Source organism: Aquitalea magnusonii (assembly GCF_003202035.1).
Lineage (GTDB): Bacteria > Pseudomonadota > Gammaproteobacteria > Burkholderiales > Chromobacteriaceae > Aquitalea > Aquitalea magnusonii.
The window spans coordinates 39815-54382 of the sequence record NZ_QJKC01000009.1; the positions used below are offsets into that span (position 1 = coordinate 39815).

Genomic DNA, 14568 nt, shown 5'->3' on the forward strand with positions numbered 1-14568 from the left:
GCCATTGGTGAGCCGTGGGCTCAGATACGCGCCAGGGCGCGACGGGCGGCAGCGATGGTCTGTTCGATGATCTCGTCGGTATGAGCGATGGAGACAAAACCGGCTTCGTAGGCCGACGGGGCCAGGTATACGCCTTCGTCCAGCATGGCGTGGAAGAAGCGGTTGAAGCGTTCGCGGTCCGAGGCGGTCACCTGGGCATAGCTGGTGGGTACGGCATCGCAGAAGTAGATGCCGAACATGCCGCCCACGCTGTCGGTCACCATGGAGACACCGGCCTCCTTGGCGGCTTCGGCCAGGCCCTGTGCCAGACGCGCGGTGCGGCGGCTGAGGGTGGCATGGAAGCCCGGTTCCTGGATCAGCTTCAGCGTGGTGAGGCCGGCAGCCACGGCCACCGGGTTACCGGACAGGGTGCCGGCCTGATACACATTACCCAGCGGCGAGATGCAGCCCATGATGTCGGCGCGGCCACCAAAAGCCGCCAGCGGCATGCCACCGCCAATCACCTTGCCCAGCGTGGTGAGGTCCGGCTTGACGCCGTGCAGCGCCTGGGCGCAGCCCAGATCAACACGGAAACCGGTCATCACTTCGTCGTAGATCAGCACCGTGCCGTGCTTTTCGGTCAGCGCGCGCAGGGCGTGCACGAATTCTGCCGACGGCTTGATCAGGTTCATGTTGCCGGCAATCGGCTCCAGGATGACGCAGGCAATCTGCTCGCCGATTTCCCGGAAAGTACGTTCCAGCTGCTCGACATTGTTGTACTCCAGCACCAGGGTGTGCTTGGTGAAATCCGCCGGAACACCACCGGAAGAGGGGTTGCCAAAAGTCAGCAGGCCGGAACCGGCCTTCACCAGCAGGCTGTCGGAGTGGCCGTGGTAGCAGCCTTCAAACTTGACGATGGCGTCACGGCCGGTAAAGCCACGCGCCAGACGAATCGCGCTCATGGTGGCTTCGGTACCGGAAGACACCAGGCGTACTTGCTCTACCGAGGGCAGCAGCTTGCAGATTTCCTCGGCAATCTCGATTTCCGCTTCGGTGGGCGCGCCAAAGGACAGGCCATCCACCGCCACATCCTGCACTGCCTTGATCACGGTGGGGTGGGCGTGGCCGACGATGGCCGGGCCCCAGGAGCCGATGTAGTCGATGTACTGCTTGTCGTCGGCATCCCAGAAATGTGCGCCCAGCGCCTTTTTCACAAAACGCGGCGTGCCGCCTACCGAGCCAAAGGCGCGTACCGGCGAATTGACGCCACCGGGAATGGTTTTCTTGCCACGTTCAAACAGTTCGAGATTGCGGGACATGCGGTTTCCTTATGACGGGTAGGGCGCAAACCGTGTGGTTTGCTGCCGCTGAATCTGGTTTGCCAGTGGCGCAGAGCATGTGCCGTGCGCCATACGGTATCCATGCTGGCGAAAGCGTTATTTTTCCACAGCCGGGCGGGGCAGTGTTGGCATTTCAGCGCTGCGTCCAGCTGGTATAGGGCTTCTTGGACAGATAGGCATTGGTATAACGCCCGTCTGTGGTGACTTCTGCGCCCACCCAGTCCGGCTTGGCAAACGGGGTGTCCTCGGCCGGCAGTTCGATTTCTGCCAGCACCAGCCCGGCGTTTTCTCCGAAGAATTCGTCCACCTCCCAGACGTAGCCGCCAAACTCGATGCGGTGGCGCAGCTTGTCCACCACCATCGGGCACATGGCATCCATGATGGTCTGGGCATCGGCCAGCGGGATGGCGTATTCGAATTCGTGGCGGCTGATGTCGCTGATATTGCCCTTGAGGGTGAGCCAGGCCTGATCACCCACGATACGCACGCGCACGGTGCGTTCCTTTTCTACCGACAGATAACCCTGGCGGTATTGCACGCCTGCGGCCAGGCCGCGCCAGCCATCGTTGGCAATGACAAAACGGCGTTCGATTTCCAGTCCCATGCTTGTTTTCCTGTTGCGGGCCCATGGCCCAGCTCATTGTGAGCCCACTACATTCAGAAGGGTTTGACCACCACCAGAATCACCACCGCGCACAGCGCCAGCACCGGGATTTCATTGAAATAGCGGTACCACACATGGCTGTGGCGATTGGCCCCGGCAACAAAGTCGCGGTACAGCTTGCCGCAGTACAGGTGATAGGCAATCAGCAGCGCCACCAGGGTGAGCTTGGCATGCAGCCAGCCACCACCAATGCCAAAGCCCTGCCACAGCCACATACCCAGAGCCAGAGCCAGCACCGCCAGCGGCGTCATGAAGCGATACAGCTTGCGCGCCATCAACAGCAGGCGGTCGTACTCGGCACCCGGCGCGGCCATGGCCAGGTTGACGAAGATGCGCGGCAGGTAAAACAGACCGGCAAACCACGAGGTGACAAAAATGATGTGAAAAGCCTTGAGATACAGGTAAGCCAATTCAGACTCCATGGGGGCAGTGCTGCTGCACTGCCATGTTTCACGTGAAACAGCCTGCCGGCAGGCAGCTGACCCGGTATTTGCGCATAAATGTCTGTCAGGCACCTTTTCGGCCGTGACAATTCATGCCACATTCCTTGCCACGGCATGCGTGCCGTGAGTGCATGCGTGCCGGCAAGCGATCAGATTTCCACCATTTCGAAATCGTCCTTGCGGGCATCGCAATCGGGACAGGTCCAGTTGGGCGGCACATCTTCCCACGGAGTTCCCGGCGCGATGCCATCTTCCGGTCGCCCGGCTTCCTCGTCGTAGATGAAACCGCAGATCAGACACATCCAGGTGCGCATACGTTTATCCCAAGCTCGGTTAAAATAGTCATTCTAATTGCTGCTGCACGATCTGACCAAAGAGGTTACCGCCTTGTCCACATTGCCCCCTCCGCCCGCCGTACTGACCCTGGCCGGCTCCGATCCCTCCGGCGGCGCCGGCATCCAGGCCGACATCCTCACCCTGGCCAGCCTGGGTTGCCATCCCTTGTCGGTCATTACCGCCATCACCGTGCAGGATACCGTGGGGGTGGATGACTTCATGGTGCTGGATTCCGACCTGGTCAACGACCAGGCGCGCTTTCTGCTGGAAGACATTCCGGTGCTGGTGTTCAAGATCGGCATGCTGGGCAGCGTGGAAAACGTGGCGGTGGTGGCGCAGCTGATTGCCGACTACCCGGACGTGCCGGTGGTGCTGGACCCGGTGCTGCGCAGCGGCGGCGGCCACGAACTGGCCGATGACGACCTGATTGCCGCCATGCGCGATTTGCTGATTCCGCAGGTGTCCATCATCACCCCCAACAGCATGGAAGCCCGCCGGCTGGCGATGAACGACCCGGACGAAGACGAGGAACTGAGCCTGGACGAAGCAGCCAAGCGGCTGCTGGCGCTGGGCTGCCCGCATGTGTTGATTACCGGCACCCACGAAAATACCAAAGAAGTCATAAATAGTCTGTACAGTCCCAACGGCATAGTACGCGCCGACCGCTGGGAGCGGCTGCCCGGCAGCTATCATGGCTCCGGCTGCACCCTGGCCTCGGCCATTGCCGGCATGCTGGCCACCGGCCTGATGCTGCCCGAGGCAGTACGTGAAGCGCAGGAATATACCTATCAGAGCCTGGTGGCGGGTTTCCGCCCCGGCATGGGACAAAGCATTCCGGACCGGATGTTCTGGGCCCGCGAAGACGAAGGAGCAGAGGGTGACAGTGATTAAGGGCTTGTATGCGGTATCGCCAGAGGCGGAGGACAGTGAGCAACTGCTGGCCAAGGTCAGCCGCGTGCTGGACAACGGCGTGGCCATCCTGCAATACCGCAACAAGAGCGCCAATACCGTGCGCCGCCTGCGCCAGGCCAGCCTGCTGGCCAGCCTGTGCAAAAGCCGCCGGGTGCTGTTCCTGATCAACGACGATGTCACCCTGGCCCGCGCCGTGGAAGCCGATGGCGTGCATCTGGGCAAGACCGACGGCTCGGTGGCCGATGCCCGCGCCATCCTGGGAAAAAACGCCATCATCGGTGTGTCCTGCTATAACGACATCGCGCTGGCCGAGCAGGCTGCGCGTGATGGTGCCAGCTATATCGCCTTTGGGGCCGTCTACCCCTCGCGCACCAAGCCCAATGCGGTGGCAGCGCCGCTGTCGCTGTTTGCCGAGGCGAAAAGGCTGGGCCTGCCTTCGGTCGCCATTGGCGGCATCACCCCGGACAATGCGGCCGAGGTGGTGGCGGCCGGCGCCAGCGCCATCGCCGTCATCGGTGGCCTGTTCGATGCTCCCGATCCCGCCGCCGCTGCCCGGCAGATGGCGGCGCTGTTCGACTAGCACCCCGCGATTTCCCCAACCTTGCAGACTACGCCGGCGCGTCCGGCAGCCAGGAGTGAGCATGACAGCCTTTCACTTTGCGCCGGCCTGTGCCGCTGATTTTGACGAATTGCTGGCGCTGCGCCTGCGCGCCTTGCGGGTCAGTCTGGAGGCACTGGGGCGCTACGACCCGGTGCGGGCACGCCAGCGCTTTACCGAGCAATTCCAGCCGGCATACTGTCGCCACATCGTGGTGGAAGGACGCCGCGTGGGCTGTGTTTCGCTCAAGCCGGCCGAGGACGGCCTGCTGATCGACCAGTTCTACCTGCAACCGGCCTGGCATGGCCGGGGGCTGGGCAGCCAGGTATTGCAGGCCTTGCTGGCCGAGGCCGACGAGCGGGGCCTGCCGGTACAGGTGGAAGTGCTCAAGGGCAGCCGCGCCAATGGCTTTTACCAGCGGCAGGGCTTTGTGCTGCAGTCCGATGGTCCTTATGACAATTACTATCGCCGTGCTGCCTGTGTAGCGGCCTGAACGGTCTGGCTGGTGTGGCTGCCTGGCCGCACCAGCCAGCTTTCCCGGCGCGACGCCGGGAGAATCATTTCACATCCCCGCCCAGCGCCTTGAACAGCGCCACCAGGTTTTCTGCCTGTGCCTGCTGCGATGCCAGCCATTGTTCCTTTACCAGCGCCAGTTGCTGGCTTTGTGCCAGCACTTCAGTCTGTGCCGCTTCCCCCACCCGCAGGCGCTGCCGCGCGATGTCCAGCTGGCGGCCGGCCAGTTGCAGGCTGCTGTGCAAGGCTTGCTGGCGCTGCTCCTCTTGCTGATAGCGCAGCAAGGCGGTTTCGGTATCGGCCAGCGCAGCCAGCACTTTTTGCCGATAGGCCGCCAGCGCGGCATCGCGGGCTGCTTCACGGCCGCTGACCTGGTTTTTCAGCCGGCCTCCATTCAGCAGGGGCAGGCTCAGTTGCGGGCCGACATTCCAGAAACGGCTGGCCGCCGCGGTCAGCTTGCCTTCGTGGATGGAATCCCAGCCGCCACTGCCCACCAGCACCAGCCGCGGGTATTGCTCGGCCACCGCCACACCGATATCGGCGGTGGCGGCCGCCAGCTCGCGCTCGGCCTGGCGGATGTCGGCACGGCGGCGCAGCAAATCTGCCGGCAGCCCGATAGGCGGCTGTGCCAGGGTGGCCGGTATCGGCCGCTCGCCGGCCAGCCGCGCTGCCACCTCCGCCAGTGGCTGATCCAGCAATACGCTCAAGGCGGTCAGCGCCGCGCCCTGTGCCGTCTGCAAGGGGGGCAGCGTGGCTTGCAGGCTGGCCACGCTGGCGGCTGCCTGGTTCAGTTCGCTGTCGGACACTTCGCCACTCTGCCGCAACAAGCGCGTCAGGCGCAGGGTTTCCGCTGCGTCGGCCAGCTGGGTTTGGGCATTGTGCTGGCGTGCCACCCAGCCGCGATAGTCGATCACATTGCGTGCCACCTCGGCCGCCACCCGCAGCGCGATATCCGCCTGTTGCTGCTGCAGGCTGTCCAGCCTGGCGCTGGCCGCCTCACGGCTGCGCGCGGTATGGCCGAACAGGTCGATTTCCCAGCTGGCATCCAGCCCCAGCCGGTAGTCATTGAAAGCGGTTTTGGGATTGGCCAGCGGGATATTGGCAAAGTTTTCGCTGTTGCGGCTGAACTGGTCACGGCCGCTACGCGCGCCGGCACTCAGTTGCGGCCACAAGGCGCTGTCCACCTGGCCCAGGCTGGCGCGGGCCTGACGCACCCTTGCCTCGGCCTGCGCCAGATCCAGATTGGCCTGCAATGCCTGCTCCACCAGCTGGCTGAGGGCGGCATCGTCAAACACCGTCCACCACTGCGGCTGTACCGTCTGGCTGGCCGTACTGGCTGGCTGGAAATGGTAGTGCGCGGGCAGGCTGCTGGCCGGTGGCTGGTAATCCGGCCCCACCGCGCAGGCGCCTAGCGCAGCACTGCTCAGGAAAAGGAAAATCCGCTGGCGAGATGACATCAGTGACTCCTGCGCAAGAACATCAGATAGGCCAGTGCCAGCGTGCTGGCGGCAATGGCCAGCAGCGGCCACAGCTGTGGCCAGGCTTCAGCCAGGCCATAACCCTTCAGGAAGATGCCCTTGACGATGATGATGAAGTGGCTGAGCGGGTCCACCGCGCTGACCATGCGCAGTGGCAGGGGCATGTTTTCCACCGGGGCCATGTAGCCGGACAGAATCACCGCTGGCGACATAAAGGCAAACGAGCCCAGGAAAGCCTGCTGCTGATTGCTGCTGAGGGCGGAAATCAGCAGGCCGAAACCCACCAGCGACAGCCCGTAGCACAGCATGGACAGGATCAGCAGCCCCAGCGTACCGCTGAATGGCACCTGGTAAACCCACACTGCCGCCGCCGCGATGATGCAGCCCTGCACCAGCGCCACCAGCATGCCGGGCAGGGCCTTGCCGGCCATGATGTAGCCCGGCGTCAGCGGCGACACCAGCAGTTGCTCGAAGGTGCCTTCCTCGCGTTCGCGGGCCAGCGACAGCGCGGTCACCATCAGGCAGCCGATGGTGGTGATGATGGCCACCAGGCTGGGCAGCACGAACCAGCGGTATTCCAGATTGGGGTTGTACAGGTTCTGCACCACCAGCCTGGCCGCCGGAGCCTGATGGCTGTGCTCGGCGGCAAACTGCTGGATCACCTGCAGGGCATAGCCATAGGCGATTTGCGCGCTATTGCTGCGCCGGCCATCGATGATGGCCTGGGCAGCCACGCTCTGGCCAGCCGCCAGCTTGCGCGACAGGTCTTGCGGCAGGCTGATGGCCAGCAGCGCCTGCTGGCGGTCGATCACCTGCTGCATCGCTTGCTGGCTGTGCAGCATCAGCACATGGGGAAAGGCCTGGGTGGCGGCCAGCCGCTGCACCAGTTCGATGGAAGCGGCGCCGCCATCCTGGTTGAACACCGCCAGCGTGCTGTTTTTCACTTCCAGCGTGGCGGCAAACGGAAACAGCAGCAGTTGCAACAGTACCGGGGCGATCAGCAGGCGGCGGCTTTGCGGGCTGCGCAGCAGCGCCTGCATTTCCTTGCGGATCAGGGTGAACAGACGTTGCCACATTTAATTGCCATCCAGTCGGCGCGGTGTCCGCCAGGCGGTCAGCCCCAGCCAGAAGGCGGCGGACAGCAGCAGAAACAGCAGGTTGATCAGCAGCACCGGCCAGATTTCACCAGCCTGGAATAGCGTCTGCAGGGCGCTGACAAAATAGCGCGCCGGAATCAGGTAAGTCACCGCCTGTACCGCCAGCGGCATGCTGCGGATTTCAAACACGAAACCGGACAGCATGATGGCCGGCAGAAAGGCCGCGGTCAGCGCAAACTGGGCGGCAATGAACTGGTTGCGCGTGGTGGTGGACAGCAGCAGGCCCAGCCCCAGCGCACTGCCCAGAAACAGGCTGGTCACCAGGAACAATACCCACAACGAACCGCGTAGCGGCACCCCCATCACCAGCGTGGCCACCAGCACGCACATGCTCATGGCGGCCATGCCCAGCAGGTAGTAGGGAATGATCTTGGACAACAGCAGCTCGGCCCGGGTCACCGGGGTGGACAGCAAGGCTTCCATGGTGCCGCGCTCCCATTCGCGCGCCACCACCAGCGAGGTAAGCAGCGCACCGATGATGGTCATGATCACCGAGATGGAGCCGGGCACCAGGTAATTGCGGCTGACCGTAGTCGGGTTGAACCAGTAACGCGCCTCTAGCGTCAGCCCGGCGGGCTCTGCCTGGCCTGACTGGCGCTGGGCCTGCCACAGCTGGAATACGCCCTGCACATAGCTGGCGACAAAATTGGCGGTATTGGGTTCGGCACCATCGGTCAGCAGCTGGATGGCGGCCGCGCCCTGACCTTGCCTGACCTTGGCCGAGAAATCGCTGCGCAGGATCACCACGCCGCGCACGCTGCCCAGCTGCAATTGCTGGCGCATGGCGGCTTCGGAGCTCGACAGGCTGGCGGCGATATAGGGCGAGGCTTGCAGGGTCTGCACCAGACGGCTGGCTTCCACCCCGCCATCCTGCTGCACAATGCCCAGACGCACACGGTTGGCATCCAGATTGATGCCATAGCCGTAGATGAACAGCAGCAACACCGGCAGCACAAAGGCAATCAGGATGCTGCTGGGATCACGCACGATCTGGTAGCTTTCCTTGCGGCACAGCGCGACAAGGCGGCGCAGGCTGAGGCTCATGTGGCCTCCCGCTGCCGGTCATCGCGCTCCACCAGCGCGATAAAGGCGTCTTCCATGCTGGGGTCGGGCAGTTCAGCACTGACCACCATGGCCTTGAGTGCGTCCGGCGTGCCGGCGGCGATCATGCGCCCGCGATACACCAGGCCGATACGGTCGCAATATTCGGCTTCGTCCATGAAATGGGTGGTCACCATCACCGTCACCCCCTTGTCGACCAGGCCATTGATATGGCTCCAGAATTCGCGGCGGCTGACCGGGTCCACCCCGGAGGTGGGCTCGTCCAGAAACAATAGCGGTGGCTGGTGCATCAGCGCGCAGGCCAAGGCCAGCCGCTGCTTGAAGCCCAGCGGCAGTTCACCGGCATTCATGCTCAGGAAAGGGTGCAGCGCAAACACCCGCACCATGTCGGCCACTGCCGCGCGCTGGCGCGCACCAGACAGGCCATAGATGCCGGAGAAGAATTCCAGGTTCTGCGCCACGCTGAGGTTGCCGTACAGGGCAAATTTCTGCGCCATATAGCCGATTTGCTGGCGTGCCTGGCTGGCGGACTGTTGCAGGTCCAGCCCCATCACCCGCGCCGCGCCGCTGCTGACCGGCAGCAGGCCGCACATCATCTTGAAGGTGGTGGATTTGCCCGCGCCATTGGGGCCGAGCAGGCCGAAGATTTCGCCACGGCGGATGCGGAAATCCACATGATCGGTGGCGACAAAATCACCAAAGCGGCGGGTAAGCTGCTCGGCCACGATGACGGCGTCGGCATCCACTCCTTCCGGCAGTCGCGCGGGCGGCATGTGTTCGGTCAGCGGCGAATCGCCACCCGGCCCGCCGCCCAGCAAATCGATAAAGGCATCTTCCAGCCGCGGCTTTACCTGTTGCAGGCGGGCATCCGGCCCGGCCTGCAGGCTGGCCAGATCAGGCAATACCCCGGCCTCACGCAACACCAGTCGCACCGCATGGCCTTGCAGCGCGCCGTCGATCACCGCAGGGCTGCGTAGCGCCCGCTGCAGCACCTGCCGCCGGTTGCCGGCAATATCCTGCAACAGCAGGCTGCGCCCCTGCATGCTGTCCATCAGCGCTTGCGGGCTGCCGCTGTATTGCAGACGGCCTTCGTGCATCAGCAGCACTTCGCCGCACAGCTCGGCCTCGTCCAGATAGGAGGTACTCCACAGCACCGCCATGCCGCCATCGGCCAGACTGCTGACCATGCGCCACAGCTCACGCCGCGAAATGGGGTCCACCCCGACACAGGGTTCGTCCAGCAACAGGATGCGCGGCGAGCCCAGCAGGGTGCAGGCCAGCCCCAGTTTCTGTTTCATGCCGCCGGACAGCTTGCCGGCCAGCCGTTCGGTAAAGCGCGCCAGATCGGTAAAGGCCAGCAGGCGCTGAAAACTTTCCTCCCGCGCCGCGCCGGTGACACCGCGCAGATCGGCATACAGGGTGAGGTTTTCCAGCACGGACAGGTCTTCGTACAGGCCGAATTTTTGCGGCATGTAACCCAGTTGCAGGCGTAGTGCATCGCCGGCCATCACCGGGTCCAGCCCCTCTACGCGTATGCTGCCGGCGCTGGCCTTGAGCAGGCCGGCCATCAGCCGCAGCAGGGTGGTTTTGCCGGCACCATCCGGCCCCACCAGCCCGGTGATCACCCCGCGGCGGATGTCGGCACTCAGCTCGCACAGCGCCGGCCGCCCGGCAAAGGTGTGGCTGACCGCCTGCAGGCGGATGGCGATGGCGTCCGTGCTGGCCGTCATGGACGGATTCATGGCCGGGCCAGCTTCACCGTTACCGGCATGCCCTGACGCAGGGCGGCGTCCGGCTGGCTGACAATCAGCCGCAAACGATAGACCTGGGCGGTGCGCAGGTCGGCGGTTTCCACATTCTTGGGGGTGAATTCCGCCGTGGGTGAGACAAAGCCCACCACCGCGGCATAAGGCTGGCTGCGCCCATCGCGGTAAATCCATACCTTGCGTCCCGGCTGGGCCTGGCCCAGCTGCGGCTCGGCCACATAGGCACGCACCCATACCGGCTGGCGCAGCGACAGGGTCAGCACGCTGCTGCCGGCAGCCAGCATGCTGCCCGGTTCCACCGCCCGGGTGAGGATGATGCCGTCGGCCGGCGCGGTGAGCACGGTATCGGCCAGTTGCAGGCGCGCACTGGCCAGCTGCGCCTGGGCCCGTTTCACATTGGCGTCCACCTCGGCCACTTCCTGCGGCCGGTAACCCTTGCTCAGCGCCTGGTACTGCTGCTGTGCTGCCTGGTATTGCGCCTGCGCCTGATCATGGGCAGAGCGGGCGGCATCCAGTGCCTTGACTGCGGCGGCGCCGGTACCGGCCAGCTCCTGCTGGCGCTGCCAGGCGGCACGGGCATCGGTCAACGCCGCCTGACGGGCATCCAGTGCGGCACGGGCCTGGGCCACGTCTTCGGCCCGGTAGCCCTGATGCATCAGCGATTGCCGGGCCTGGAGTGCGGCCAGTGCCGCTTCGGCATCGGCCACGGCATTGCGTTGCGGTGCGTCGTCCAGCCGGCCCAGCACCTGCCCGGCCTTGATCTGCGCTCCTTCGTCCACCTGCAGTTGCTGCAAGCGCCCGCCCACGCGGAATGACAGGTTTACCTCGCGGATATCCACATTGCCGGACAGCACCAGCTCATCCGCCGCCTGCTGCTGCTGCCACCACAGATAGGCAGCACCTGCCAGCAGCAAAAGGACAAAGCCGAACAGTACACGCTTGTTCATGTGAATCACTCCTGGCTACTGAGGCCCTTGAGCGCCCAGTGCAATCGCTGTTGCAGATGAGCCGGTTCCAGCGCATAGCTGGCCAGCGCTTGTTGCAGCATGTCCGGCAACAGGGTCTTGCCGCTGCTCATTTGCTGCAGCAAGACCGGAAACCCCAGTGCCGACATCAGGAACATCAGCTGGTGCATGGGTGGAGCCTGGCCGATCTGTCCGGCTTGCTGTGCCTCTTGCAGGCATTGCAGCAATAGCTGGGGATGACGCGGCGCCAGATTACGGATGAATGCCAGCACGGCAGCCTCGCCGGAACCGGCATCCAGCAGCAGCTGGCTGATCAGGCCGCGCTGCTCGCGCAGGAAATCCATCAGTTGCAGCAGCATGGCGGACAAGCGGCTGAGCGCTGCGCCTTCTTGCTGCTGTACCGCCTGCAATTGCTGGTAGAGCGGCACATACCAGCACTCCAGCAGTTCGGCGGCAAATTGCTGGCGGCTGCCAAAGTGATAGACAAAGCTGCCGGGATTCACCCCGGCCTGCTGGCACAGACCGCGCACGGTCAGCTGGCGCAGACCATGCTGGCGCATCAGCTGCAAGCCGTGTTGCAGCAGCAGGCTACGGGTGGGATGAGAGGCTGGTTCGCTGTTCATGCTGCCAATTTATACATGTGTATAAAAATGGCAAAACAATATTCAGCGCTTATTGATGCAAAACAGGAAAAAACCAGCGCCGCGTGGCGGGAGGGCAACAGCTGCCCGCTTGCCGCCTGGGCATATCACTGCGGAAGGTGGGCCTGCAGCAGGGCCACAATACGCTGGCTGGCCCCGCGATGGGCGGCGGTAAAGGCCTGCGCCGCCTTGCTCATCTGCTGCCTGCGCGCAGCATCCTGCAACAGGCTGAGCGCCTGTGCCACCAGTTGTCCGGCATCGGCCACCTGCATGGCGGCGCCTGCCTCCAGCGCCAATTCACTGGCCTGGGCAAAATTGAACATGGACGGGCCAAACAGTACCGGCAGGCCCAGGCTGGCCGGCTCGATCAGGTTCTGCCCACCCAGCGGCAGCAGGCTGCCCCCGACAAATGCCACATCGGCACAACCATAGTAGGCAAACAATTCGCCCATGCTGTCGCCCAGCCAGAGGCTGGTGTCGGCGGCAAGGGGGGTGTTATCGCTGCGCCGCTGTACGGCAAGGCCCATGTCCTGCGCCAGCGCGGCCACGCTGTCGAAACGTTCCGGATGACGCGGCACCAGCAATAGCAAGGTATTGCCCACCGCGGCCTGCTGCCAGGCTTGCAGGATCAGTTGTTCCTCGCCCTCACGCGTACTGGCGCAAATGAATACCGGCCGGTTGCCGATGCGCTGGCGAAACTGTGCCGCCAGTTCCGCCATGGCGGCGGGCGGGGTGAAATCGTATTTGGTATTGCCACACACCACGGCAGAAACTGCACCCAACTGCTGCAAACGCTCGGCATCTTGCGGGCTTTGTGCGGCAATGGCGGTCAAACTGCGCAGGGCCGGACCAATCAGGCCCTGAATGCGGCGATAGCCGCGCAGCGATTTTTCCGACAGCCGCGCATTGGCCAGAAACAGCGGCACGCCTTGCTGCTGGGCAGCATGCAGCAGATTGGGCCATAGCTCGGTTTCCATCAGCACGCCAAAGCGTGGTTGCCAGATCGCCAGAAAATCGCGCACCGCAGCGGGATAGTCATAGGGCAGATAACGTACTTCGGCATCGGGGTAAAGCTGGCAGGCGGTATCGCGGCCGGTGGGAGTCATCTGCGTCAGCAGCAGCGGTGCATCCGGCCATTGCTGGTGCAGCGCCTGGATCAGCGGCAGGGCGGCGCGGGTTTCACCGACAGATACCGCATGAATCCAGATGGCGCCGGTCGTCCGCGGCTGAGTCGCCTGGCCGAAACGTTCGTCCCAGTGCTGCAGATAAGCCGGGGCCTTGCGCGCCCGTTTTTTCAGATAGCGGCGGATCAGCGGCGTGGCCACCCACCACAATAGCGAGTACAGCCCGCGCCGCCAGTTCATTGCATGTCCTTGCGCGCCAGCAAGGCCTGATACACCACATCGACGCTTGGGCACTGGCCGATATTTCCCAGATTGGTGGCCCAGGCGGTTTCCACCACGCCGGTCTTGCTGGGGTCGGTATCGGTATAAATGGCCACCAGCGGCACATTCAGCGCATTGGCCAGGTGACACAGGCCGGTATCCACGCCAATGACGGCGCGGGCATGGCCCAGCAAACCGCAGGCTTCGATCAGGTTGATGCGCGGTGCCACCATGGCCTGCGGCATGGCCGCCGCCAGACGGTTGGCCCGCTGCTGTTCGGCGGCATTACCCCAGGGAATGATCAGTTGCAGGCCGTGCCGTGCAGACAGCTGTTCACCCAGTGCAATCCAGTGCGATTCCGGCCATTCCTTGGATGCACGGCTGGTGGCATGCAGCAGCACGGCGTATTGGCCTGGCGGCAACCAGTCTGGCCGGGCTGCCGCCGGCACGCCAAAACGCGGGCTGCCCTCCGGCTGGTAACCAAATACCTTGGACAACAGCAAGCGGCAGCGCTCGACCGCAGACAGCGACCAGTCGACACGGTGGGTCTTGTCATACAGCAGGCAGGCCAGCGGTTCGCGAATGCTCTGTCTGTCGTAACCGGTCAGCGGGGCGCAGCTGAGCTTGGCCGGCAGCGCACTTTTCAACAGGCCCTGGCAATCCACCACCAGCTCCCAGCGGGTGGCACGCAAGGCACGGCGCATGGCCCTGATTTCTGCCCAGGTGGCCGCGGACAGCAGGTTTTTGCGCCAGCGCCGCCAGGCCAGGGTAATGACTTCATCCACCGCCGGGTGCAAACGGGCGATGTCAGCGAAATTTTCTTCGGCCAGCCAGCTGATGCGAAGGTTGGGGTAGTGCGTTTTCAGCTCGGTAATGGCAGGCCAGGTGTGGATAAGGTCGCCCATCGACGAGGTACGCACGATCAGTACGTTCATCATGGCGCGCATTGTAACCGAGCGTCACTGTGGTTAACCACGTAAAATCCACAGGCAGCATTTGTGGATAAGCAGCTGTGAATAATTCCGCCCATATTTATCCACAATCTGCCAGCGCTCCCGCCACCCGATTAATCCCAGTGCCATCAACAGGGCAAGTGACTGAACAGATAACGCTTTTTAAGGGTTATCAACAGAAAAGCACTGCTCTCATTAGTCTCTTCATAATAAAATTAGGCTTAAGATAACTAATCTGGACACGACAAAAATGTGTATGCACAGACCGGTCTGCTCAAGTCTCTGACAGCATGTGGATAAACCCGGTCTGTTGCACACTGCCAAAGTTATCCACAAAGGATCATGTCTTCAGTCATCTGCTGACCAACAACTTCCA

15 protein-coding genes are annotated in these 14568 nt (G+C 63.4%); 3 read left to right on the plus strand and 12 right to left on the minus strand.

Going from position 1 to position 14568, the window contains the following annotated elements; translation table 11 throughout:
- Positions 1 to 20 precede the first annotated feature (20 nt).
- From hemL to DFR38_RS10945, 4 genes are all read right to left on the minus strand, one after another.
- Complete coding sequence (hemL, locus tag DFR38_RS10930) at positions 21 to 1298, minus strand: glutamate-1-semialdehyde 2,1-aminomutase (RefSeq protein ID WP_059285103.1); 1278 nt, start codon at positions 1296 to 1298, stop codon at positions 21 to 23.
- Positions 1299 to 1452: 154 nt separating this feature from the next.
- A complete protein-coding gene (locus DFR38_RS10935) occupies positions 1453 to 1923 on the minus strand; it encodes a CYTH domain-containing protein (RefSeq protein ID WP_059285102.1) in 471 nt (156 codons plus the stop codon).
- Positions 1924 to 1976: 53 nt separating this feature from the next.
- A complete protein-coding gene (locus DFR38_RS10940) occupies positions 1977 to 2405 on the minus strand; it encodes a CopD family protein (RefSeq protein ID WP_059285101.1) in 429 nt (142 codons plus the stop codon).
- Between the two features lie 170 nt (positions 2406 to 2575).
- The gene (locus DFR38_RS10945; RefSeq protein ID WP_045845915.1) at positions 2576 to 2740 is read right to left on the minus strand and encodes a rubredoxin; all 165 of its coding nucleotides are present in this window, start codon (positions 2738 to 2740) and stop codon (positions 2576 to 2578) included.
- A gap of 73 nt (positions 2741 to 2813) precedes the next feature.
- On the opposite strand from DFR38_RS10945, the gene thiD reads away from it, so the two are divergent.
- The 3 genes from thiD (at position 2814) to DFR38_RS10960 (ending at position 4765) form a co-directional block, all read left to right on the plus strand.
- Complete coding sequence (thiD, locus tag DFR38_RS10950) at positions 2814 to 3653, plus strand: bifunctional hydroxymethylpyrimidine kinase/phosphomethylpyrimidine kinase (protein ID WP_110313435.1); 840 nt, start codon at positions 2814 to 2816, stop codon at positions 3651 to 3653.
- On the plus strand, positions 3640 to 4254 hold the full coding sequence (gene thiE, locus DFR38_RS10955; RefSeq protein ID WP_059285100.1) for a thiamine phosphate synthase: 615 nt from the start codon (positions 3640 to 3642) through the stop codon (positions 4252 to 4254). Before thiD ends, thiE begins: the two co-directional genes overlap by 14 nt.
- A 61-nt stretch (positions 4255 to 4315) precedes the next feature.
- A complete protein-coding gene (locus DFR38_RS10960) occupies positions 4316 to 4765 on the plus strand; it encodes a GNAT family N-acetyltransferase (protein ID WP_059285099.1) in 450 nt (149 codons plus the stop codon).
- Positions 4766 to 4829: 64 nt separating this feature from the next.
- Here DFR38_RS10960 and DFR38_RS10965 read toward each other — a convergent pair whose 3' ends face one another.
- The 8 genes from DFR38_RS10965 to waaC all read right to left on the minus strand — a co-directional run bounded on the left by DFR38_RS10965 (position 4830) and on the right by waaC (position 14177).
- Complete coding sequence (locus DFR38_RS10965) at positions 4830 to 6242, minus strand: efflux transporter outer membrane subunit (protein WP_110313392.1); 1413 nt, start codon at positions 6240 to 6242, stop codon at positions 4830 to 4832.
- Positions 6242 to 7339: an ABC transporter permease gene (locus DFR38_RS10970; RefSeq protein WP_059284370.1), complete on the minus strand. Its 1098-nt coding sequence runs from the start codon at positions 7337 to 7339 to the stop codon at positions 6242 to 6244. Before DFR38_RS10970 ends, DFR38_RS10965 begins: the two co-directional genes overlap by 1 nt.
- Entirely contained in the window at positions 7340 to 8464 is a 1125-nt protein-coding gene (locus DFR38_RS10975; RefSeq protein ID WP_059284371.1) for an ABC transporter permease, read from the minus strand. It lies immediately after the preceding gene.
- Positions 8461 to 10212, minus strand: coding sequence for an ATP-binding cassette domain-containing protein (locus tag DFR38_RS10980; protein ID WP_059284407.1), 1752 nt, complete (start codon positions 10210 to 10212; stop codon positions 8461 to 8463). Before DFR38_RS10980 ends, DFR38_RS10975 begins: the two co-directional genes overlap by 4 nt.
- An 8-nt stretch (positions 10213 to 10220) precedes the next feature.
- Complete coding sequence (gene hlyD, locus DFR38_RS10985) at positions 10221 to 11195, minus strand: secretion protein HlyD (RefSeq protein WP_059284372.1); 975 nt, start codon at positions 11193 to 11195, stop codon at positions 10221 to 10223.
- A gap of 5 nt (positions 11196 to 11200) precedes the next feature.
- Positions 11201 to 11836: a TetR/AcrR family transcriptional regulator gene (locus DFR38_RS10990; protein ID WP_059284373.1), complete on the minus strand. Its 636-nt coding sequence runs from the start codon at positions 11834 to 11836 to the stop codon at positions 11201 to 11203.
- A 125-nt stretch (positions 11837 to 11961) separates the two neighbouring features.
- Complete coding sequence (gene waaA, locus DFR38_RS10995; protein WP_059284374.1) at positions 11962 to 13218, minus strand: lipid IV(A) 3-deoxy-D-manno-octulosonic acid transferase; 1257 nt, start codon at positions 13216 to 13218, stop codon at positions 11962 to 11964.
- Positions 13215 to 14177 (minus strand): lipopolysaccharide heptosyltransferase I, encoded by a 963-nt coding sequence (gene waaC, locus DFR38_RS11000; RefSeq protein WP_059284375.1) that lies wholly within the window; start codon positions 14175 to 14177, stop codon positions 13215 to 13217. The genes waaA and waaC overlap by 4 nt, the downstream gene beginning before the upstream one ends.
- Positions 14178 to 14568: the final 391 nt, after the last annotated feature.